The 21,993-nt window shown below is 51.2% G+C and carries 17 protein-coding genes and 1 riboswitch; of the genes, 6 read left to right on the forward strand and 11 right to left on the reverse strand.

From position 1 onward, the window contains the following. Positions 1-263: 263 nt before the first annotated feature. The 4 genes from AC6I7T_RS05800 to AC6I7T_RS05815 all read right to left on the reverse strand — a co-directional run bounded on the left by AC6I7T_RS05800 (position 264) and on the right by AC6I7T_RS05815 (position 4,073). Entirely contained in the window at positions 264-1,568 is a 1,305-nt protein-coding gene (locus tag AC6I7T_RS05800; protein WP_497792383.1) for a hypothetical protein, read from the reverse strand. A 139-nt stretch (positions 1,569-1,707) separates the two neighbouring features. Next, positions 1,708-2,280, reverse strand: a complete 573-nt coding sequence (locus AC6I7T_RS05805; RefSeq protein WP_497792384.1) for a GNAT family N-acetyltransferase — start codon at positions 2,278-2,280, stop codon at positions 1,708-1,710. 54 nt (positions 2,281-2,334) lie between these two features. Continuing rightward, a complete protein-coding gene (gene ribB / locus AC6I7T_RS05810; RefSeq protein ID WP_497792385.1) occupies positions 2,335-3,507 on the reverse strand; it encodes a 3,4-dihydroxy-2-butanone-4-phosphate synthase in 1,173 nt (390 codons plus the stop codon). Between the two features lie 338 nt (positions 3,508-3,845). Next, positions 3,846-4,073, reverse strand: a complete 228-nt coding sequence (locus AC6I7T_RS05815) for a hypothetical protein (RefSeq protein WP_497792386.1) — start codon at positions 4,071-4,073, stop codon at positions 3,846-3,848. Positions 4,074-4,382: 309 nt separating this feature from the next. Between AC6I7T_RS05815 and AC6I7T_RS05820 the strand changes: the two genes are divergently transcribed. The 5 genes from AC6I7T_RS05820 to AC6I7T_RS05840 all read left to right on the forward strand — a co-directional run bounded on the left by AC6I7T_RS05820 (position 4,383) and on the right by AC6I7T_RS05840 (position 11,696). Then, a complete protein-coding gene (locus AC6I7T_RS05820; RefSeq protein ID WP_497792387.1) occupies positions 4,383-4,976 on the forward strand; it encodes a hypothetical protein in 594 nt (197 codons plus the stop codon). 437 nt (positions 4,977-5,413) lie between these two features. Then, positions 5,414-5,923 (forward strand): DUF892 family protein, encoded by a 510-nt coding sequence (locus AC6I7T_RS05825; protein WP_497792388.1) that lies wholly within the window; start codon positions 5,414-5,416, stop codon positions 5,921-5,923. Between the two features lie 148 nt (positions 5,924-6,071). Next, a complete protein-coding gene (locus AC6I7T_RS05830; protein ID WP_497792389.1) occupies positions 6,072-8,168 on the forward strand; it encodes a beta-galactosidase in 2,097 nt (698 codons plus the stop codon). A 115-nt stretch (positions 8,169-8,283) separates the two neighbouring features. Beyond that, positions 8,284-10,251, forward strand: a complete 1,968-nt coding sequence (locus tag AC6I7T_RS05835) for a tetratricopeptide repeat protein (RefSeq protein ID WP_497792390.1) — start codon at positions 8,284-8,286, stop codon at positions 10,249-10,251. Next, entirely contained in the window at positions 10,248-11,696 is a 1,449-nt protein-coding gene (locus AC6I7T_RS05840) for a tetratricopeptide repeat protein (protein ID WP_497792391.1), read from the forward strand. Before AC6I7T_RS05835 ends, AC6I7T_RS05840 begins: the two co-directional genes overlap by 4 nt. Before the next feature lie 150 nt (positions 11,697-11,846). On the opposite strand, the gene AC6I7T_RS05845 is transcribed toward AC6I7T_RS05840, so the two are convergent. From AC6I7T_RS05845 to AC6I7T_RS05875, 7 genes are all read right to left on the reverse strand, one after another. Beyond that, the gene (locus AC6I7T_RS05845; protein WP_497792392.1) at positions 11,847-13,439 is read right to left on the reverse strand and encodes a carboxylesterase/lipase family protein; all 1,593 of its coding nucleotides are present in this window, start codon (positions 13,437-13,439) and stop codon (positions 11,847-11,849) included. Positions 13,440-13,449: 10 nt separating this feature from the next. Then, positions 13,450-14,784: a diaminopimelate decarboxylase gene (gene lysA, locus AC6I7T_RS05850; RefSeq protein ID WP_497794558.1), complete on the reverse strand. Its 1,335-nt coding sequence runs from the start codon at positions 14,782-14,784 to the stop codon at positions 13,450-13,452. An 80-nt stretch (positions 14,785-14,864) separates the two neighbouring features. Further along, complete coding sequence (locus AC6I7T_RS05855; protein ID WP_497792393.1) at positions 14,865-15,473, reverse strand: anaerobic ribonucleoside-triphosphate reductase activating protein; 609 nt, start codon at positions 15,471-15,473, stop codon at positions 14,865-14,867. A 3-nt stretch (positions 15,474-15,476) separates the two neighbouring features. Beyond that, on the reverse strand, positions 15,477-17,624 hold the full coding sequence (locus tag AC6I7T_RS05860; protein WP_497792394.1) for a ribonucleoside triphosphate reductase: 2,148 nt from the start codon (positions 17,622-17,624) through the stop codon (positions 15,477-15,479). 199 nt (positions 17,625-17,823) lie between these two features. After that, positions 17,824-18,041: riboswitch (cobalamin riboswitch) on the reverse strand. 94 nt (positions 18,042-18,135) lie between these two features. Then, a complete protein-coding gene (locus tag AC6I7T_RS05865; RefSeq protein ID WP_497792395.1) occupies positions 18,136-19,215 on the reverse strand; it encodes a saccharopine dehydrogenase family protein in 1,080 nt (359 codons plus the stop codon). Between the two features lie 33 nt (positions 19,216-19,248). Then, complete coding sequence (locus AC6I7T_RS05870; protein WP_497792396.1) at positions 19,249-20,085, reverse strand: isocitrate lyase/PEP mutase family protein; 837 nt, start codon at positions 20,083-20,085, stop codon at positions 19,249-19,251. Between the two features lie 109 nt (positions 20,086-20,194). Further along, the gene (locus AC6I7T_RS05875) at positions 20,195-21,025 is read right to left on the reverse strand and encodes a helix-turn-helix transcriptional regulator (RefSeq protein ID WP_497792397.1); all 831 of its coding nucleotides are present in this window, start codon (positions 21,023-21,025) and stop codon (positions 20,195-20,197) included. Positions 21,026-21,116: 91 nt separating this feature from the next. On the opposite strand from AC6I7T_RS05875, the gene AC6I7T_RS05880 reads away from it, so the two are divergent. Beyond that, on the forward strand, positions 21,117-21,992 hold the full coding sequence (locus tag AC6I7T_RS05880; protein WP_497792398.1) for an alpha/beta hydrolase: 876 nt from the start codon (positions 21,117-21,119) through the stop codon (positions 21,990-21,992). Position 21,993 lies beyond the last annotated feature (1 nt).

Genomic DNA, 21,993 nt, shown 5'->3' on the forward strand with positions numbered 1-21,993 from the left:
CAGTGAAATGTAATGGAGAAACCGCTGCGGTATGCAGTTTCGGGAAAAATCGAGAATTCAGGCTCCGTCCGCAACGTTAAATAACGCAGTTACCGTTCGCAGCGGTACGGAGATGCTCAACAGTGAAGTCCGGACTCGAGCAATTCCAGCGTAGCCACCCACTAGAACACGCAAAAGCTAAGGCCGCTTTCCTCGAACAGAAGCGGCCCTTCACCAATTGGGGGTATGTATAGTAACGATGGAATTGCTCTGGAGCTGGAGAATCAGGGCATTACCCGATACGCTATCACCCGAGACTGTGGAGCATTTCCTCCAATGCTGCGAGTCTCAAGCAGGACCTCAAAATGAGGCAGCTTGCCGTTTTTCACGCCGATCTGCTTTGAAAAGGCAGCAAACGAGGAGGGATTAAAAAGAAAATCAGAAGCTGACTCGGTACCGGCCATGCTTGTACCCTCTACCAACATGGCATTTCCCTCCCCGTCCAGCCCAGGAAGGAATGCGACGACCCCGTAAGCCCGGTGCTCAGGATCGCTGCTGTTCTCCTGGTAGGAGGACGCTTCTCCTGGATGCGGAGAGCGGATGGCGACCACGTTTCGCGCAGTGGCAGGATCGTACGCCACATAAAAAGAAGTTTTGCCTTCAAATAGCTCAACCCAGGGGTTCGCTCTTGCCCCACCTATCAATACGACATTAGCTTCCTTTAGATCTCCCATCCTAAGGTCACGTGCATAGCGGATTTCGATATTGGCACGGCTCGATTCCGGTAAACGTGAAAACCTCACGGCAAGATCGAGATCGGCAATACTTGTGTACTGATGGGAATAGACAGATGCCGCTGTTAATGGATTGAGATCCTTGGGAAGTTCAATTTTGCTAATCGCGTTCCGATCCACATAATCAGACAGGCGAAATGACTTCTTCGAAAGCTCTTCAAGAAAAATCAGAGTGCTATCCGACGGTACGATAATGACTCTGCGGCCGGAATCAAAAAACGCCGACCACAAGGGGTGAGACACCGCCGATTTCCGTTCGCCCCGCTGCAAATAAAAGACCCAAAGATTTGCGATTAACAAAAGAATGATGACGACAGCTGATAGATGAAGCCATCGATAAGAGCTTTGGGATTCACGAACAGGCCCCGGCGGCTCAATCTTAGCAATAGCAGCTGGCTCGGATTTTTCTTCCACGAGGGGAGCAGGTAATTCTACCTGGACAAAAACCGGGACATAGCTTCCCTTCGGAATCTGAATCTGTATCGATTCCTTACTGCCCTCACCTTTGAAGTATTCCTCCAGCCGCTGTCGCAAAAATCGCGCTTGGGATCGAACAATGCTATCGTCGCCGGTGTTGTAGCTCGGATCTCGTCCGAAAACCTGGACCCCGATCTGCTGCTCGTTAATGTGTGTCGAATTCTCATCGAGAACCTGGGAACAGATAAAGGACAAAAAGCTCTTTAGTCGAGGAGATTTCAGGAAAGTTGAGGACGCAAGTACCCGCTCTACCAGTTTTCGGCATTCAGCCAGATATTGCTCGGATTGTTTCGGATTGGACAGGTCGATCTCAGCCACTCAACTTCACCGTAGAGAAAAATTGACTGCATCTTGAATCTTAAGCATCAATTTAATGTAGATTACAAAATCTTTGCCGTCCTGAACATGCAGACAATAACCGGTGGGGCTTCTCCACAAGCTGACAGATCGGACCCAACTAAAAAGTCTTGCGCAAGATAGGCCTTTTGGGGCTTCGACGGGCGGCTTCGGAGAATCCCGCTTTAAGGAAACTCGATTCCAGTCCTGTCCACACAAAAGCGTCAGGCAAAGAACCCGCCACCACCTGAGGATAGCCCTCAACAATCTTCGCTCCCTGGCTTTTCGCAAATTCAGCCGCCGCTTCTATTAGCGAACTACTCAATCCCTGACGGCGATATCCTTTGGCGATAAAGAAGCAGGAAATGCTCCACACTTGCTGATCGTCAACCGGCTGCAATACACGCGAGCGCATTAATGCCGGGTAATCGGCACGAGGAGCTACCGCGCACCAGCCAACGGCCTTCCCCATGTCATAGGCCAGAACTCCTGGCGCTGAACCTTTTTTCACCAGCTTCCGAAGCGCCTTGCGATTCTCTTCACCTTTCCCGGCATTGAATACTGCCCGTGGCAATCTCCACGTCATACACCAGCAACCGCCGCACGCGCCTCTGGCTCCGAACAAAGACTCAAGATCGTTCCACCGCTCCGGAGTCGCGGGAAGGAAGACAAACTTCGATCTAGAACTCTTCATGTCGATCCTTCCCTAAGCCAATCCTCAAAGGAGATAACGCTCAAACAGCTATAACTACTTGGCCTGCCGCGCGAGAAGAGGTTCGAGGGAAACAGGAACCTGCTCGACAATCTCAACCTCATACCCATCAATTGCGGGTAGATGCATAGGAGTATTGGAAAGCAGACGGACTTTATGAATCTTGAGATCGGAGAGAATTTGTCCGCCCAGACCGATCGAACGAAGAATCCGCTGATTCCGGGCTTCGTGTTCTTCCGCAGCGCGCATCTCCCGATGGAACATCAGCCGTTGCGGACTGCGGCTCTTGTCAATGCCAAATCCGGGACTTGCATTGTGCAAATAGATAAAAGCTCCACGTCCTGCATCGGCAATTACTTTCAAAGACCGCTGCATGACCTCATGACAATCGCATTCGACAGCACCGAAGAGGTCGCCTACCGTGCAGCGAGTATGGACGCGGACCAGTACCGGATCGCTGGACTCTTCAACATCTCCCCTGACCAGCGCAATGTGGCTCTCGCCGCGGTTCACATCGCTTTCGTACGCGATCATCCTGAATTCCCCATAGGCCGTTTGCAGGGAACCTTCGGCGACTCGATAAATCATTCGCTCCCTTTTCAGGCGATAACGAATGATTTCGGCCACTGTAAGCATCTTTAGACCATGCTCTTTGCAGAAGAGGATCAGGTCAGGGACTCTAGCCATAGACCCGTCGTCCTTCATAATCTCGCAGATCACTCCGGAAGGGTTTAGACCGGCCATACGGGCAAGATCTACCGATGCCTCGGTTTGACCGGCACGAACCAGAACCCCACCGCGGCGGGCACGTAAAGGAAAGACATGGCCGGGTCGAGCCAGATCTGCAGCGGTCGATTTTGGGTCGATTGCCGTTCGGATGGTATGTGCACGGTCAAAGGCGGAGATTCCGGTGGTCACACCTTCACGCGCTTCAATCGATGCGGTAAACGCGGTACCGAATCGCGAAGAATTCTCCTGAGTCATGGGATCCAGCTGAAGATAATCGGCCCGCTCCTCTGTCAAGGTTAGACAGATAAGCCCACGGCCATATCGCGCCATAAAGTTGATTGCCTCGGGGGTCACGAACTCGGCTGCGAAGGTAAGATCCCCTTCATTTTCGCGATCTTCATCGTCTACGACGACAATCATCCGCCCGGCTTTGATTTCTTCCAGTGCACCAGGCACATCTGTAAATGGCGCTTCCAACATGCTCACCGCTTCCAGAGCATCGACCCTTGGGTGCTTCCGAATAGAAGCATTTCCCGCAAAGATCTAGACCAAAGCACAGAAGCTAACGCGGCTTTCCGCCAAAGAAAGCCGCTCTTCGTTGCCTTCGGCGAGTCTATACCTATGCGGGAAATGCTCTAGGAGCAATTTCCCCGATCCTGCTCTTCACAATCTGCGCCCAGGAGCGACGCAGATTCATTGTCATTCACGAAACTGCTTCAAGCCAGTGAGTCAGATCACGAAACCCAAGCCCTCAAATGACAAACGCCGCTCCATGTTGGGAGCGGCGTTGTCCTTGTAATTACCGAAAAATACGAAACTTACAGTGTCGACTCGATCTCGAATCCCCAAGCTTCCAGCAACGATTCAGGTATGTACTTGGAGTTCTTGTTCCGGCGCGCCCATTCCCGCAGCCGGGTCGAACGAATGTATTGATCCGGGGTCAGCTTAAATTCCTTAACAATCTGCTCGAAAGAAGTTACAGTCGGCACTACCGGACCGATTGGTTCCGGCTTGCCCCAATTTGGATTGCCACGACGCTTTGCCATTTAGTTTTTATCCTTAAGCAAAAAAGGTGACGAGCTACTACGCCGGCACTTACGACCTTTTCTCCGTCTAGAAAAAGTCCACCGGAATGTCACAAAGATTTTATTTTAAGGATTTTTCCTCCATAAATCAATAGCTTTTGCTACCCCTGGAGGTCCAGCGGTCTGAGTTCCTACGAGGTAAATATAACATTTTAAAAGGGCATAGAATCCATTCCCATATTTTGATTGCCCTAGTGGTCAGACCTGTTAATGGTATTTTTCCCGCAAACTTCTGATTTCCGGACGCAGAGGAGTAATCTGCCTATAGAAATGATGCAAAGATCTGGGATTTTACTCTTTTGTTTACTGTTCTGTCTTATTCCAACGTGCAAAGCTACTGAATTAAAAGTATCGGCAGACGCCCTTGAGCGCACTTTAAAAACCCAACTCTTTAACGGAGAAATGGGACGTCATTATCTCTACGGAGATAGCCACTCGGCCTGTTTTGCTTATGTCGAAAACCCACACGTCACCTATTCCGCCGATCGCGTTGTTGTTCATATACATACAGAGGGGAAATTAGGGAAAGAAATGGCCGGACGTTGTTTGGGTATTCCTCTCTCCCTCAATACCGATGTCTCCTTTGCTCCGGACGCACAGAATGAAATCATTGGATTTAAGGACGCACGGCTGGAAAAACTAAGTGATTCTCCTGAATTAAACTTCTTTTTACAACCATTTCTGAATCATAAGGTTCCGGCGAACATGAAGATTAATGCCGCCGACCTCATACGCAAGGCTTTGTTCAATTCCCGGCAAAGCACCGGTTACACCCTCACGCTTGAGCGACTCAGGATTCAATCCATGCAAATACGTAATAACTCTATGGTTGTCTCCTTTGATGGAGCACTAAACGTGAACTAAGGAAGCTGAATTTTATTAATATCTTGAAGAAGGCGCAGCCAAAACCTGCGCCTTTTCTATATCGCTATCCTTAAGAAACTCACATCCTTAACTGCAAATCATATCTCTAGATCTACTTAGGTCAGCCAAGAAACTAAATCACAGAGTTACGCCAAGCCCGAAGCGTCCCACTGAAGAGCATCCCAAGCACAAAGATGGACATCCCACCTCTCCGTGTCGAGAGAAAGTTCAATTAACAACTATTCAGCGATTATTCCTCTTCGGGAATAATCGCTGAATACAAAGCGAATCTTGAACTCTCTCGATTACTCCCAAGAAGCAGCTACTAACATCCGAGCAGACCTAAATGCGAATAGGAACGGAGTAATTCTCCACTAAGACTTGTTAACGCTTGGTTGTTCTAAGAACCCATAACGTGAATCTCACGAGGTATTGCCATGAAGTTCTTCTCTGAGAATATCGAAGATTTGAAACAGCTTTATATCCACCGCCTTCAAATGCTTCTCTCCACTGAGCGACAGATCATCGATGCCCTTCCGAAGATGAGGGAGGCAGCAACCGATACGCAACTAAAAGATGCTCTGCAGTCACATTTACAGGAAACTCGGGTCCAGACCCAACGGCTGGAGGCCATCCTGAATGAACTTGAAGGAGAAGCAGTCGACAAGAAATGTAAGGTGACTGCGGCACTCATTACGGCGGGTGAGGACACAATCAAGGATGCCAACGATCTCGCGGTTCGCGATGCAGGTATTATCGGCGCAGCACAGGCAATTGAGCATTTTGAGATTGCCAGCTACGGAACCGTCCGAAGCTTCGCCCAAATCTTAGGATTCAGTCAGCAGGCGGAAACTCTGAATCAAACGATTCAGGAAGAGGGCCACGCCGACAAGCTCCTCACCTCGATATCAGATCGGGCAAACCCGCAAGCAGTACGAGCAGCCTAGTTTACCTCGACAAGCACACACGGCAAAGGGCTGCTTCGGCAGCCTTTGCCTTTTCCCGAAAAAATTTCCTTCCCAGAAGCTGAGAATATTGGCTTATCCGATATACACTGCTTTGCTGTAAGCGTTTTCTCGCGGAAGGGGCAATGGAGTGCACCGTTTATCCAAGTTCGCACACAGATCCACACAGATTCTCCTCCTGGCTTTCAGCCTGGGAGTCTTTTCTCAGTTCACAACCTCAATGGCTCAGGCAGCAGACCAAGTGCCCACGGCTAAACCCTCTCTGTGGTTAGGGGCGGCATGGTATCCGGAGCAATGGCCTGAAGCACGATGGGAAGCCGACCTTACCTACATGGAGAAGGCCGGAATTCGTTTCGTTCGTATCGGCGAATTTGCCTGGAGCGCCATGGAGCCGGAAGAGGGGAAATACGACTTTTCATGGATGGATCATGCTATTGCAGCTGCCGCACGCCACCACATCTATACGGTACTTGGCACGCCAACAGCCGCACCTCCCGCCTGGTTGACCCAAAAATATCCTGAGACTCTCCGGATGAGGGAAGATGGCCGGTACGACGAGCACGGCAATCGTCAACAATTCAATTGGGACAACTTGAAGTACCGGGAGTTGGCCCGCGGAATTGCTCACCAGATGGCGGTACGTTACGGACACAATCCCGATGTGATCGGGTGGCAGATCGATAATGAATACGCCGCCGAATCCTATGACCCGGCCACGAAGAAAGACTTCCAAAACTGGCTTCATACCCGGTATGGCACGCTCGACAACCTGAACAACCGCTGGACCACAGCCTATTGGAGCCAGACCTACTCGGATTGGAGCCAGATTCCAATCGAAACCCAATATGGAAATCCCGGTCTCTTGCTCAACTGGAAACGCTTTGTAAGCGATACATGGCGCAACTATCAAAAGAACCAGCTGGACGAAATCCGTGCCAACAGCACGCGGGATCAGTTCATAACGACAAACATGATGGGCTGGTTCAATGCCTACGATCACTACACCGTCAGTCAGGACCTGGATCTAGCCTCCTGGGACAACTACGTAGGCAGTGGCCACCTGGATCCGGCACGGAATGGCGCTACGCATGATCTGACACGAGGCTTCCTAAGAAAGAACTTCTGGGTAATGGAGACGCAGCCGGGCTTCGTCAATTGGCATTCCGTCAATAATGCTCTGAACAAAGGCGAGGTAAGGGCGATGGCTTGGCACGCCATCGGTCACGGTTCCGACGCTGTCAGCTATTGGCAATGGCGTAGCGCTCTCAATGGCCAGGAACAGTACCATGGAACTCTTGTCGGAGCTGACGGTACCCCCGTTCCTCTCTACAACGAAGTTGCACAGATCGGAAAAGAATTCGCACTCGCAAGCTCGGCACTAGAAGGCACAACCGTCCATTCGCAGGTTGCAATTCTCCATTCCTACGATGCTTTTTGGGCTATTGATTTCCAAAAGCACAACCGGGAATACGATCCGATCAAAGATTTGATTCGCTATTATGGCGCTGTCCGAAAGATTGCACAGACAGTCGACATCGTCTCCCCCACTGCCCCGTTATCCGAATACAAACTTGTGGTTGCCCCAGCCTTGAATGTCCTGTCGCAGGAAACGGCCAACCATCTGCTCGACTATGTTCGCAATGGCGGACATCTTGTTCTAGGACAGAGAAGTGCCATGAAGGACGAGGATAACGCCCTATGGCAGCAACGTCAGCCGGGCCCCTTCACGCAGGCACTGGGAGGACGGGTAGAACAGTTCTATGCCCTGGAAGGTACGGTACCGGTCTCCGGAGAGTGGGGTTCGGGCAGCAGCAGCATCTGGGCTGAGCAGTTGAGCACTCAGGATCCATCCACTCAAGTACTAATGCGCTTCGGCAAGAGCAATGGATGGCTGGATGAACAACCTGCAGTGATTTCCCGCAAGCTTGGGAAAGGCACGATCACCTATATCGGAGCCCATCTGGACGACACAACCCTAGCCAATGCAGCAAAGTGGATGACTTCCCAGAGCGGTGTAACTCCCGCCTTTGGTTCGGTGCCTGAGGGAGTTGACGTCTATACACGCTTCGGTCAGAACAAAAATGTAGTCATTCTGGTGAATTTTGCAGATGGCGAGCGGGAAGTCTCTTTACCGTCAAAGATGCATAGCATTTTCGACAACAAAGACGTAACTGCCGTAAAGCTGGAGAGATACGGAGTGGCCGTTCTCGAATCTGCGACCCGTTAATCTCATTTGTCACAGAGGAGGCCGGGCAACGGCCTCCTTTTCTTATTTTTCTCTTATCTTTCCCCGAACGCCTATACCTGGCGATTGCAATGCCCTTTCCTGTATGTGTGCATCAGTGGCCCAGATCCAAGACAATAGCAATAACGATCCCAAAGAACCTTCCCTTGCCGAGATTCTGAGCGAATCCCGGCTGCATCATCAGGCAGGACGGCTAAAGCAGGCGGCAGAAGGATATGAAGCGGTTCTCCGCAAAAATCCCAGGCATAGCGATGCCTTGTACTTCATGGGACTTGTCGCTCAACAATTGGGCCAGTACGACACAGCCATATACCTGATCAAAGCGGCACTCGTTCAAAGGCCTTCAGAGGTGCAGTACCTTCACGATCTCGGCAGAATCTATCTTCACCTCAATCGCAGAGTTGAAGCAGAAGAGTGTTTCCAACAGGCCTCTCAGGCAAATCCCGATTATGCGAATCCATTGACTGAAGCAGGAGAGGAAGCTCCAATTTCCCAGGCTCTTGCAGCAGATATCGGAAAGCGCACCAATCAGGAGATCGCGAATGAATTCTGGGAGCTTGGGAATCAGCAATTCCAGCAGTCACAGTATCTCCATGCGGAAGCGCTCTATCGCCGTGCTATGGAATTAATGCCTGACTTCCCTGAATGCCACAGAAACCTGAGTCAGACACTGATAAAGCAAGCTAAGTTTGAAGAAGCACTCGAGTTTTGTCAGAGAGCCGTAGCTCTGAATCCTGAATATGCGGCCGCACATAGCGATCTAGGCTTCCTGTACCTGCAATTGCAGAAATATGCAGAATCGGAGACTGCATATCGTCGCGCCTTGGAGTGCAATCCTTCTGCGCCTGAATATCACTACAACCTGGGGAACCTTTTTCGGCAGCAATTCATGTTCGCCGAAGCAATTCAGTGTTATCGGAAGGCTCTGAATCTGCTTGCAAAGAACGTGCAAACATCAAAGCAAGCCGCCACCGTTCAGATCCAGACGATGAATAATTTGGCACTGACCTTAAGGGAAAGCGGTCAGACAAAAGAAGCACTCCAATACTATCGCGATGCTATCCGTCTGGATCCACAGAATGCCGATTTACACTACAGTCTTGCTACTGCGCTTTTGGCTTCAGGCAATTTCTCTGAAGGATGGAAAGAGCATGAGTGGCGTTGGCAGATGCGTAGCTTCTCCACAAAGTTACATAACTTCGATTGTCCTCTTTGGACAGGACAACATCTAAAGGGCGAAAAGATACTTCTTCATGCAGAGCAAGGCTATGGAGACACTTTGCAGTGTATCCGTTATGTCCCGCTTGTCGCCGAGCGAGGAGGAGAAGTCATCCTGGAAGTGCCTTTACGGCTTTTCCGGCTCCTTGAGCACACTCCCGGAGCAAGCAAAGTGATTGTCCAAGGAGAAGCTCTCCCGGAATTCTCCTGGCACTGCCCGCTTATGAGCTTGCCCCTTGCCTTTGGAACGAATCTGGAAAACATTCCTTCGAACTTAGCCTATCTCTCTGTCCCCGTAGAAAACATAGCTAAAGAGCAACAGAAATGGCCGTCCAAAGAATTGAGAGTCGGCATTGCATGGAGTGGCAATCCACAACACACTCTCGATAAGCATCGTTCAATACAACTCAAACAACTTGCGTCTCTCTCCTTACTACCCGGCGTGTCGCTTTATTCCCTCCAGGTAGGTGAAGCCGCAAAGCAGATTGCCGAAGTCGCCGATACCTTTCCTTTGATAGACGTCTGTTCTGGATACACCGATTTCATCGATACAGCCGCATTTGTAGCAGGACTGGATCTTGTAATCACCGTCGATACGGCGGTTGCCCATTTAGCCGGAGCATTGGGAATTCCGGTATGGATTCTGATCCCGGCAACTCGCTTCGATTGGCGCTGGCTCGATGATCGGACTGATAGTCCATGGTATCCAAGTGCGAGAATCTTTCGTCAACCGAATCCTGGCGACTGGCATGGACTCATAGAACAAGTGCGACTAAACCTTCAACTCCTGGCGGAGAGCTATTCCTCGTCCACGGAACAATTTATGGAGAAAGGCTGCCGGTTATGACATCTTCCACCCCGGCCACGCTTGCCGATGCTGAAGCGTATTTTCGGAATGGGTGCAAATATCTGGACACCGGCTCACCTGCCCAAGCAGCAGAGTCCTTCAAGAATGCCATTAACCTGCGGCCCGATTATATAGAATGCTATAACGCACTGGGAATTGCGCTCTCTTCGCTAAACAACGTAAAAGATGCCGCTGAGTGTTATCAGAAGGCCATTGCGTTGAACCCGGGCTATATCGATGCTTATAACAGTCTCGGGCTCCTGCTGATGCAGCTCGGCGATGCCGTCAGCGCAGAACAGTGTCTGCGCATTGCCCTGCAACTACGGGAGAGTTCAAAAGGAACCACAAAGAACCCTCTGCCCCGTGGAGAAATAATGGGCGGGGCACTCTTTTGGCAATTGTTGCTCAACCTTGGAAGGACACTGGACTTTCAGGGAAAATTAAGCACTGCAATCGATTGCTATCGGCAAGCTATCGTAGAAAGCCCGGACACAGCCCTACTTCACGTCAATCTGGCGCTCGATCTTTTAGCAACCAGCCAATTGAAAGAAGGCTGGCGCGAATATGAATGGCGATGGAAGCTGCAGGGCCAGGAGATTGTTCCCCGGAACTTCACCTGCTCCCAGTGGACCGGTCAACCGCTGCACGGCGAAACTATCTTGCTTCATGCCGAACAAGGCTATGGCGACACGATCCAATTCGTGCGCTATGCCCAGATGGTCACACAGCGTGGAGGCAAAGTAATTCTTGAAGTGCAGCCAAGACTACAGCGACTGCTTCAGCAGCTTCCCGGAATCCATCAGGTCATCGCCAGAGGAGACACTCTTCCGGAATTCTCCTGGCATTGCCCGTTGATGAGCCTCCCGCTGGCCTTTGAGACAACAATCGAGACGATTCCCTCAGCATCAAGATATCTGCAAATACCGGAAGAGGAGATAGCAAAAGCTCTACAACTCTGGCCAGGAAAAGGTTTGCGAGTAGGCATAACCTGGGCCGGCAACATGAAGAGCACACAGGACGTCTATCGTTCTGTACCGCTGAAACAGCTTATTCCAATTGGAGATGTACCGGGGCTCTCACTCTATTCCTTGCAAGTGGGTGAGCCGGCAAGACAACTCGCCGAAGTTGCACAGCGGATGCACATCACCGATGTCTGCTCCCGCTACACGGATTTCGCGGATACGGCTGCTTTCATTGCCGGACTGGACTTGGTAATCACCGTAGACACAGCCGTCGCCCACCTCGCAGGCGCACTCGGGATCCCCGGATGGGTCATGCTGCCGCTGAACCGGACTGATTGGCGTTGGTTTCTGGAGAGAGAAGATAGTCCTTGGTACCCTTCTGCCCGAGTATTCCGGCAAAAGGTATCGGGAGTGTGGGACAGCGTAGTGCAGGAGATTCAAGCTGAGCTTCAGAAGCTCGCGCAAGAGAAGGCATCTCGTTAATCTTAGTTTGTATGGCCATCCCTTTTGACAGAATGGCCATACATATATTGCCCTTGGTCTACAACACAGCTATAGAAGCCTTCCCGAAAGGCCTGGGCTCGCCAACAATACCAGCCTAGCTACGCCAATCTCGAATTTCTGACTTCATGATCAGTTATCGAAGCGTTTCAGGAATTCGTATCTACCGCGAAGATCGTCTTTGTTGGCTTCAATCTTCTCGCCAAGATATATGAGCTTCCACCCGGTTTCAGGACGGTATTCCGGCCACACGGGCAATCCTTGTCCATTGGGATTCCCTGTTCTTGCGAAGTTCGTCCAATAGCTCATCATTTCGCTGGATAGCTTTCGGTCTGCCGGAGTCCAAGGCAGTGTCATTGAATCCAGCGTCCCAAAGACATAGAGGATATCGGCGGAATGATAAGCCCCCGTCCCTGCCGGATGATACTGATCCGGTGGAGGAGCCTGATCGAATCTGTAACGGAAGATAGGTGCTTCTCCAGTATCGGAATGAGCTTCAATCCATCTCCAGGTTGAATATGCGATAAACCGATCTCCGGCTAAAGCCTGCGTCGACTGAGCAGCTTCAGCATCGTTCTTTGCAGGATACAGAGAAAGGAAAAGGTCGGTTTTTTTCGGAAACTCCTTTTCCGCCATTGCACGGAAAGTCGCTACCGTAGGCTTATCCTTCGCGTCCAGGAGAACGCCTCCTGCTTCATCCCGATTCCAGCCGGCGAGTAATGGCACATGTGCCTGCTTGCCTTCGCCATAGATATCGGCTACCTCGTCAGGGAGAAAGTAACCGTCGATGGAAGGAATAAACCATGGGTTTTCGCCATGAGCTTTGAAATCCACATCCAAGATCTCCGAAGCGGACTTTGCGCGAAGTTCCTTCGGACTGGCAGATCCTAGAGCTGTCGTTAGAAACTGGCTATGCTTCTCCGCGGTCTCTTTCCCCGGCAAAAACGGCAGAGTTTTCCCGCCAACAGCGCTACCGCTCTCACCAATCGCTTTCTGGAACTGCCCCTTTGTCAAAGGCGAGGCCATCAACGCGCTCACTGAAAACGATCCGGCGGACTCGCCAAAGATTGTCACATTGCCAGGATCTCCGCCAAAAGCGGCGATATTGCGCTTCACCCATTCAAGAGCTGCGACTTGATCGAGAAGACCGTAGTCACCACTGGCCTTGTGTGGCGACTCGGCGCTGAGTTCGGGAAGGGCTAAGAAACCGAAGACGCCCAGACGATAATTGAGCGATACAACAACAACGCCCTTCTTGGCTAGATTTTCTCCATCCTGGCGAGGTTCGGATGAAGCACCCGCAAGGAAACCTCCGCCATGAATCCAAACCATGACCGGCAATTTGGCGGTGGCATTTGCAGCCGGAGTCCAGATATTCAGGGTGAGACAATCTTCGCTCGGACCGGAGTCACGGAAGACCATATCCGGATAAACATTCCCCTGCATACAACGGGAACCGAACTGCTGTGCCGGACGCACACCCGTCCAGGCAACAGGTGGCTGAGGCTCTTTCCAGCGAAGATCTCCAACAGGAGGTGCAGCATAAGGAATTCCCTTAAAGGCCCTGACTGTACTTCCGGCGGACTTACTTCCCTCTACAACACCAGCTTCTATCTTTATCTGGAGCGATGGCGCAGTACCGCGGTCAGCTGCCATTAAGCCATTTGCCGAACAAACAATTACACCGGCAAACAATTGCAAAACACGTCGTCTTCTCTGGAACATTCCCTGCTTCTTACCCCTGTTGCTTCCGTCCTCCCCATTCTTCTACCGCCAGGAGATCATCTATTGTCTCTCGACGACGAATTCTGCGGGCCTGCTTGCCCTTTACGAGAATTTCAGCAGGACGCGGACGGGTGTTGTAATTCGAACTCAGGGACATACCATACGCCCCGGCATCCAGCACTGCAACCAAATCTCCACGTTTCAGGGAAGGTAGCTTACGATCCCGAGCGAAGAAGTCCCCTGTCTCACAAATGGGACCAACTACGTCCATCGGACGAAGGGCACCACGATGCGGCTCCACCGGCACTATCTCATGATGCGCGTGGTACAGGGCAGGGCGGATCAGGTCATTCATGCCAGCATCGGTAATAAGGAAAGTCTTCTTTCCATTCTTCTTCACATAGACCACGCGAGTCACTAGAGCTCCCGCCTGGGCAACAATGAAACGGCCAGGCTCAACAAGGAGCTCTACATCCATGCCGTCAAGTGCCTGGTTGATTGCCTGAGAGTACTTCTTCACTTCCTTCTCAGCATCAAAGCTCTTGCCTAAGTGATATTCGATTCCCAGCCCTCCGCCGGCATCGATGCTGCGCAACTCGATTCCGCTCTTCTTGAGCTGCTTCACGAACTGAGCAACACGCCCCAGGGCGGCACCAAACGGATCGGCGCTGCGAATCTGCGACCCGATATGTACGCTGATCCCATAAGGTTCCAGCCACTTGTGCTCGGCAGCCTTGCGATAAACGCGGCGAGCAGTAGCAAAATCAACGCCAAATTTGTGCTCACGCATACCGGTAGAGATATAAGGATGCGTTTCGGCAAAGACATCCGGGTTGACCCGGAAAGCAATACGCGCGCACTTCTTTTTCTTCTTCGCACGCTCACCAAGGAGCTCCAGCTCCGGCTCGCTCTCAACATTGAAAAGACGGATTCCCGCATCGAGAGCAAGATCCATCTCCCAGGGCTCTTTTGCAACTCCGGAAAAGACAACCCGTTCTGCAGCTTTCGGATTCACCGCCAGGATGCGCTGTAGCTCTCCGCCGGAAACGATATCGAAACCGGCACCAGCCTTATCGAGTAATTCAAGGATAGCCAGGGCTGAATTTGCCTTCACCGCATAACAAACCAAATGCGAGCGATTGGCAAATGCATTCTGGAACAAGCTCAATCGCTGCAAAATCTCATCTGCAGAATAGACATACAGCGGAGTACCGAATTTCTTCGCGAGAGAATCAAGCGGCAACTCTCCGCAATGCAGAACAGAACTCTTCTTCGGGTGCGAAAACGGGCGACTCAGAACGCTAACCTCTACGTAATAGGAATGGTCTTGATTTGAGACTAGCAGATTGAGACCAAGGTGGAGAGAATTATTGGTTCCACGCCGGGAACCAATCGTTTTGAGCTAGCGCATCTTGCCGCAAGAAACTACACCCGCAAAGACGGGTCCAAGGCTGTCTCTGAACGAAATGACTGCAGAGAATAGCTGCTACGAGCTGGAATCATCGCTCGAACAGCTGCAAGATCTTCGGAAGCAAGCAGAGGCAAAACGTTTGTAGTTCGAAACTGATGGCGCACTCCGCTTTCGGCAATAAGATCGATACTCTCGCAAATGACGGATGTCTCTACAGCAATACCAGCCAGGACCTCATATCGAGAGAGCGGTGCCTTTACGTCCATTGCAACAAAATCCAATAGCTTCCGATCAAACAGGTCACGAAGCACCTTAGGACGGCTGCCATTCGTATCGAGTTTGACGGCGTAGCCCATAGAGCGGACCGCCACAAGAAAGTCCGCCAGATCGGCGTGTAGAGTGGGCTCTCCGCCACTGATCACAACACCATCCAGAAATTTCCGGCGGCTATGGAGAGAAGCCAGCACATCGGAGACCGCTATAGCAGTCTCCGAATGTGCCGTCAGTAAAGCTCCGTTGTGGCAGTAAGGACAACGAAAGTTACATCCCTGCGTAAAGACGACGGCAGCCATCTTCCCCGGATAATCGCAAAGACTAAGCGGAAGGAAACCTCCGATCAGCATGGATCAGGCTCCAATCGATAGCGATTCGCGCAATTCGAACTCGGCTTGTTTGCCTTTATTCCACTGGCCCACCGGACGCAAATAGCCAACAACCCTGGAATAGACCTCTGTACGAACTCCGCAATCGGGACATGATGTCTGCTCGCCGTTGAGATACCCATGCTCCGGGCAGATAGAAAAAGTAGGAGTCACAGTAAAATATGGAAGTCTGTAACTACTACAAACCTTCTTCACAAACGCTTTTACAGATTCCGGATTCGGCACAGCTTCTCCTAGAAACAGATGCTGCACGGTTCCACCTGTGTAGCGTTGCTGCAGAGCATCCTGCAGTGCCAATACTTGAAATAAGTCGTTCGTATAATCGACCGGAAGTTGCGTGGAATTCGTATAGAAAGGACTGCCCCCTTCTTTCACCTGTCGTTCATTTGCAGAAAGAATCTCAGGAAACGCTTCTTGGTCTAGCTTCGCCAGACGATAGCTGGTGCCCTCTGCAGGAGTCGCCTCCAGGTTATAGAAATTGCCGGTTTCTTCCTGATAGAGAGCTAACCGTTCACGCATGTAATCCAAGACTTCGGCAGCAAACCGGGAGCCCTCAGGGCTTCCAATATCGCAACCAAGAAAGTTTCTGCACGCCTCGTTCATTCCAACTAAGCCAATCGTGGAAAAGTGATTCGCCCAATAACGTCCGAAACGGGCACGAATGTCGCGGAGATAATATTGCGTATATGGATAGAGGTTCTTCTCTGTAAACCGCTCAAGGACTTTTCTCTTGGTCTCGAGACTTGTTCGGGCCAAATCCATCAGTTGATCGAGCCGCGCGAAAAACTCGTCTCTATTCTTCGAGAGATAGCCGAGACGAGGCATATTTAAGGTCACGACTCCAATCGAACCGGTAAGAGGATTGGCACCGAAAAGACCTCCTCCCCGCCTCTGCAATTCCCTGGTATCAAGACGAAGGCGGCAACACATGGAACGAGAGTCATCGGGAGAAAGATCGGAATTTACATAGTTGGCAAAATACGGCACTCCATATTTCGCCGTTACCTCCCAAAGACGATCCAGTACCGGTGAATCCCAGTGAAAATCGGCAGTAATGTTGTATGTGGGAATGGGAAAAGTGAAGACACGCCCGCGAGCATCCCCTTCGACCAAAACATCGAGGAAAGCACGATTGAGCATATTCATTTCTTCCTGAAACTGCCCATACGTCTCGCTTCGTCGCTCTCCGCCAATAATTACGGCCTGCTCCGCCAGCATGGTAGGAGGTTGCAGATCGAGAGTGAGATTGGTAAACGGAGTTTGAAATCCAACGCGTGTTGCAACATTGAGGTTAAAGACAAACTCTTGCAGAGCCTGCTTAACCTCCTCATAGGTAAGACCGTCATTGCGAATAAAGGGAGCTAACAACGTATCGAAGTTGGAGAAGGCTTGAGCTCCTGCAGCCTCGCCCTGCAAGGTATAAAAGAAATTGACAATCTGTCCGAGCGCTGTGCGGAAGTGCTTTGCAGGCCTGCTTTCCGCTTTCCCAGGAGCTCCCCGAAATCCTGCGAGTAAAAGATCCTGCAGATCCCATCCAACACAATAAACCGCCAAAAGGCCAAGATCGTGCAGATGCAAAGCACCGCTTACATGTGCCTCCCGCACTTCAGGAGAGTAAATCTCATTTAGCCAGTATGTTTCGCTGATTTGGCTGGCAATATAGTTATTCATCCCTTGCAGGGAAAAGGCCATATTGCTGTTCTCCTGCACCTTCCAGTCTGTCCTCTCCAGATATTGGGCAACCAGATCGACATTAGCCTGATCAACCAACTCCCGAATTTTCTTGTGCTGTTCGCGATACAAGATGTAGGCACGTGCAGTTTTCTTGAATGGTGAGTTCAAAAGAACTTCTTCAACAGCGTCTTGAATTGCCTCGACGCTTAACATTTCAGAGCGCTCAAGTGCCAGATTCAAGGCAATAACACGACGGGTAAGCGAAACTGCAATATCTTCTCCAAATTCTCCGGCCGCCTCTCCCGCTCTTCGAATGGCTGTCGTAATCTTCTGTGCATCAAAAGCTACAATGCTTCCATCTCTTTTACATATTTCAGTAAATGCCCCGGCACTATTTTTCTTTTGCTGTTCCCTATAAGTATTTGCAACGGTTTCCACATTGATCTCCTAACAGGCAAAAGGGGCAGCAAACAGAAGCGGCCACAGAAATATGACACACGACTGGTTACATAACCCGATCATCTCTTACTTCATGGAGTTGGGCAGAAGAGCACGAGCCAACAAATGGAGATTTCCTCCACCTGTACGGACAAATCCTGATCCGACCAGCCTCTCCCACGAAGGCTTCAGTCAAGACGCGCAAAGCGTCGTGTCGGCAGGTCTTCGGACTTGTGGGCTTGCAGCCCCATTGAGCTGCATCTACTCGCCATCGCTTCCCAGCTTCTTGGGAAAGCCAGTGCATGTGATGGAATTCGTTCCCATTTACCGCTGCGGGGCAGTCCTCGAATTGCACGAGGTTCCCTTTTCAGGCGAGGCTGACTCGCAACCTCGCCACCGAACACGAACCCCATCATATTGGGTCCACCACCTATCGTCAACCCAACAAATTGCGATACCTGTGTATATCCAAGCATCCTAAAAAGTGATACGCCAGAAGAAGCAAATCTGGCTACGTACTTCGGCTCATGCTTGCAACGCCCTCTCCGAGGCTCAGAGAAAACGGTTCGGGCGAGAGTGCTTCCAGAAACGCTCTCGAATCAAAAATCTCGCCGGGAGTGACAGCTCCTGCCCTTCTGCAATCGCCAGTCAAAATCCGTTCCGCTGCTTCGGCTACCAAAGGGGCAGTAACGGCATAGATATCACGCCCCGATACTGCTGCATACCGTTCCTCGTCTCCCTTACGGATGAGTACTTCCATATAGAAACGCTGATCGGAACGACCTCGCTCATCTGCCGCTATGGGTGGTGGCGTACCGGGATCATGAAGGTCCTTCAAGGCAGTTCGATTCACATAGGCATGAATTTCGGGCACCCGCAGGTGGCGCGAGATCACGATAGTCTCAGCCAGAGGGAAAATGACAACATCCTGTTTCCCAAAAGGCGGAGGAAAATCCCACGAAAGCTCAGGGGAAGGATCGTCAACAAAGGTCAGTACATTCCCTGAAAACACAAATCTGCGGCCAGGATTCCTCTCTCCTGTCCGAGAAGTTCCGCGTGTCGGCTTCCAACTATCGAGTGCAACAGCCAGATGGATTTCGTCTACTGTCGTCCAATCCGCCATGGCCGCTGTCGCAAGAAGATCTCCTAATCCGCCATAAAACGCGATGGAAGGCATGATTACAACTCCCGCCGCCTTTGCTGCCGCGGAGAACCGCTCGAAAGCCTCAAGCGTTACCCGTTGTTCTGCAGTCACGTCCAAATAATGGATACCAGCACGAAGAGCTGCATCCATCACAGGCACCGCCGTATCGATAAAGGGACCAGCGCAATTGATAATCAACGACGCATCCGCCAACGCCTGATCGAGCGTTTGAGGAGCATCAACAGAGGCCAAGCGAATCTTCCATGACGGATGCCTGCTGACCAAGGGAGAAAGCTTCTCTGCATCGCGCCCGACAAGAATACCTTTGATACCACGCCGCGCCAATTCAGACACAACGAAACGGCCAGTATGCCCTGATGCGCCGACAACCGCGATTTTGTGGTTGCTATTGATTGTGGTGCGCCGACTGATCTCTTGATACGTCATAGCTACTTGCTCCTGGGCTCAATCCGGTCTTGATTACTGAAGACGTGGAGTAAACAAGGTGTTAATCTCAGCAAAAGGCAACCCCGTTTCAAGGACTCCATAGGTACCGTGTTCAAGAAGTTCACGCGCTGCGCGTTGAGCTGCCGCAAGCGCTACCTGAGTGATACCCGGTCCCACACTTACGCGAGCAACACCCATTTCCCCAAGACTTTTCACACTTGGCGCGCCAGGTGCGACCATGACGTTTAGCGGATAATCGATAGCCTTGACCAGACTGGCAATAGTGCTGGAATCGATAACACCAGGTACAAAAATGCAATCGGCGCCTGCGGAGCGATAGACCTTCGCGCGCTCCACTACGTTATCGAATCTGCTATCCGGATCACCCACCTGAAAGAGATACACATCTGTCCGCACATTGATGACCAGATCGCAGCCAGCGTCACCTACCGTTTTGCGCGCGATCCGAATCCGCTCGGCATGTTCGTTGGCAGTGAGTAGCGCTTGGCCGTTGCGTCCGGGAGAATCCTCGATATTTATTCCGGCAACGCCGATCGAAGCCAGCTGCTCCACCGTTTTTGCCACATCGTTAACTGAACCACTGCCATAGCCACTCTCGATATCTGCGGTTACTGGAACATTCACGCTCCGAATGATGTTGCGGATCACATCGAACATTTCCTGGCGATTCAGCTTCTGACCATCGCTGCACCCGAACGTCCACGAGACGCCAGCGCTGGTAGTGGCAATTGCTTCCGCGCCGAGGGCTTCGAACACGCGGGCACTTGCGGCATCCCATGCGTTTGGCAAAATCAACGGACGACGTGTGTGTAATTTGCGGAAATTTTTGGTTTGCTCTGACTGGTTCATATACTCTCTCCAGAATCCAAAGGTTCACTATGACGACAGTAGGCCATGTATAGAGGAGAGATCGCTGTCAGAATCTTTAGCTATTTTTGGAAATGTCCGCTTATGCCGATCAACGTCCAAGAGCCGAACGCTTGAAGACTGACGGAGAATAGCCATAATGCTGCCGGAACGCAGCGCTGAAATGACTATGACTGGAAAACCCGAGTTCCAGTGCAAGGCTCGTCAAATCGTCATACCGTACAAGCATCTCGAGTGCTCGGGCCAGCCGGAGGCGTAATTGATATTGGTATAAGGGCAGGCCTTCGACTTTCTGAAAAACCTGTGTGAGATAAACGGGAGAAACACGAACTTCCCTGGCAACCTCCGCCAGAGTCCAACGGCGCGCCAAATTGCTTCCGAGCACGAGCTTCGCCCGATCTGCCAACTTCTGTAATCCTGCATTTGTAGCAGCTGAACGCGAACCACGAGGACCAAGAGCCTGTTGCACCAGAGTAAAGGCCAAAGCTTCAGCTTCCAAAGACCCAATGGCATTGTTATGCAAACCATGACGCAATTTTGCAACCAGCGCTTGCGTACGAGCGTCGAGTCTCAGACTCTGTCCTCGAAAGTAGATTCCGGAGCTGCGATGCAACAGATCCGCAGGCACCAACTCCTGAAGCTGTGACTCATCGATTACCAGCGTCAGGCTGCCATCACCACCCGAGATTGGATGACTGATCCGGTAGCCTTCATGGGCATTGAAAAACAATACCTGGTTGGCCTCAGCAACAGCCTGGGTTTGCCCGACATGACGTATGTAGACTCCACGATAAGGAAATATCAACTGAGTTGTCTTCGTCGCCTCTTCCGTGCTCATAGACGTGCAGGTACCCAGGCATTCCGTATCGCGAATCGTTACGGTGGGCGACGTCAGCAGAGAGTGAAGAGTAAATTCGGACACGGCTATAGGCTTCGATGCTTACAACCAGGCTGGAGATGAAAATATGTATGCTTAGCTGATCACGGACTTCTGGGTATAATCGGTTTTCCAAATGAAAGCCGTTCTCAGCTGTTTCTTAGCAATCCTTGCCGCATTTGCTCCGCTTACGGGGTGTCATCATGAGCAATTAGCCGTAACGGATCACCCGCGCAGCTTCCCAGGAGTCATCAGCAAAGACGTCACCTTCTATTCTTCGGCTCTCCGCCATAACATGCCTTACCGCGTCTATATGCCAGCGGAGACTACCTCGAATACGAACTTGCCTGTGATTTATCTGTTGCACGGTTGTGGCAGTGATTTCAGGGACTGGTCCAACTACTCAGACGTAGGTGCCTATGCAGCAAAGGGACTCCTTCTTGTAATGGTAGACGGTGCCTGTTCGTATTACACAAATGCCGCACTCAATACAAAAGACCGGTATCACGACTACCTTGTTCACGACGTACTTACCGACGTAGAGTCGCGTTTCCCCGTTCGATCCGGCCGAGAAAATCGCGCGATTGTCGGAGTATCGATGGGCGGTTTCGCAGCTGTCAAATTGGCTCTTACACGTCCAGACTTGTTTGTTTTTGCAGGTGCTATCAGTCCCGCCATTGATGTACCCAGCCGCCGTTTTAGTCTGAACCGATGGTCGCAAAGTATGCGTTTCCGCGCCATCTTCGGCCCTACAGGCAGCGACACACGCATTCACAACGATCCCTTCGTCCTGGTCAGATTTGCTGAACCCTCCCAAACACCTTACCTATACATCACAGCAGGTAAACAGGAATCCCTTCTATCTCCAATCCGCAAATTCATCACGATCCTAAAACAGCGCAGCTACTCTTATGAATTTCACACCATACCGGGAGGTCACGACTGGAATGAATGGAACAACCAAATACCTGGATGTTTTGAGAGTCTGCTCATACACATCCCTCACCGCTAGC

The sequence above is a fragment of the Humiphilus diazotrophicus genome, from assembly GCF_059726315.1.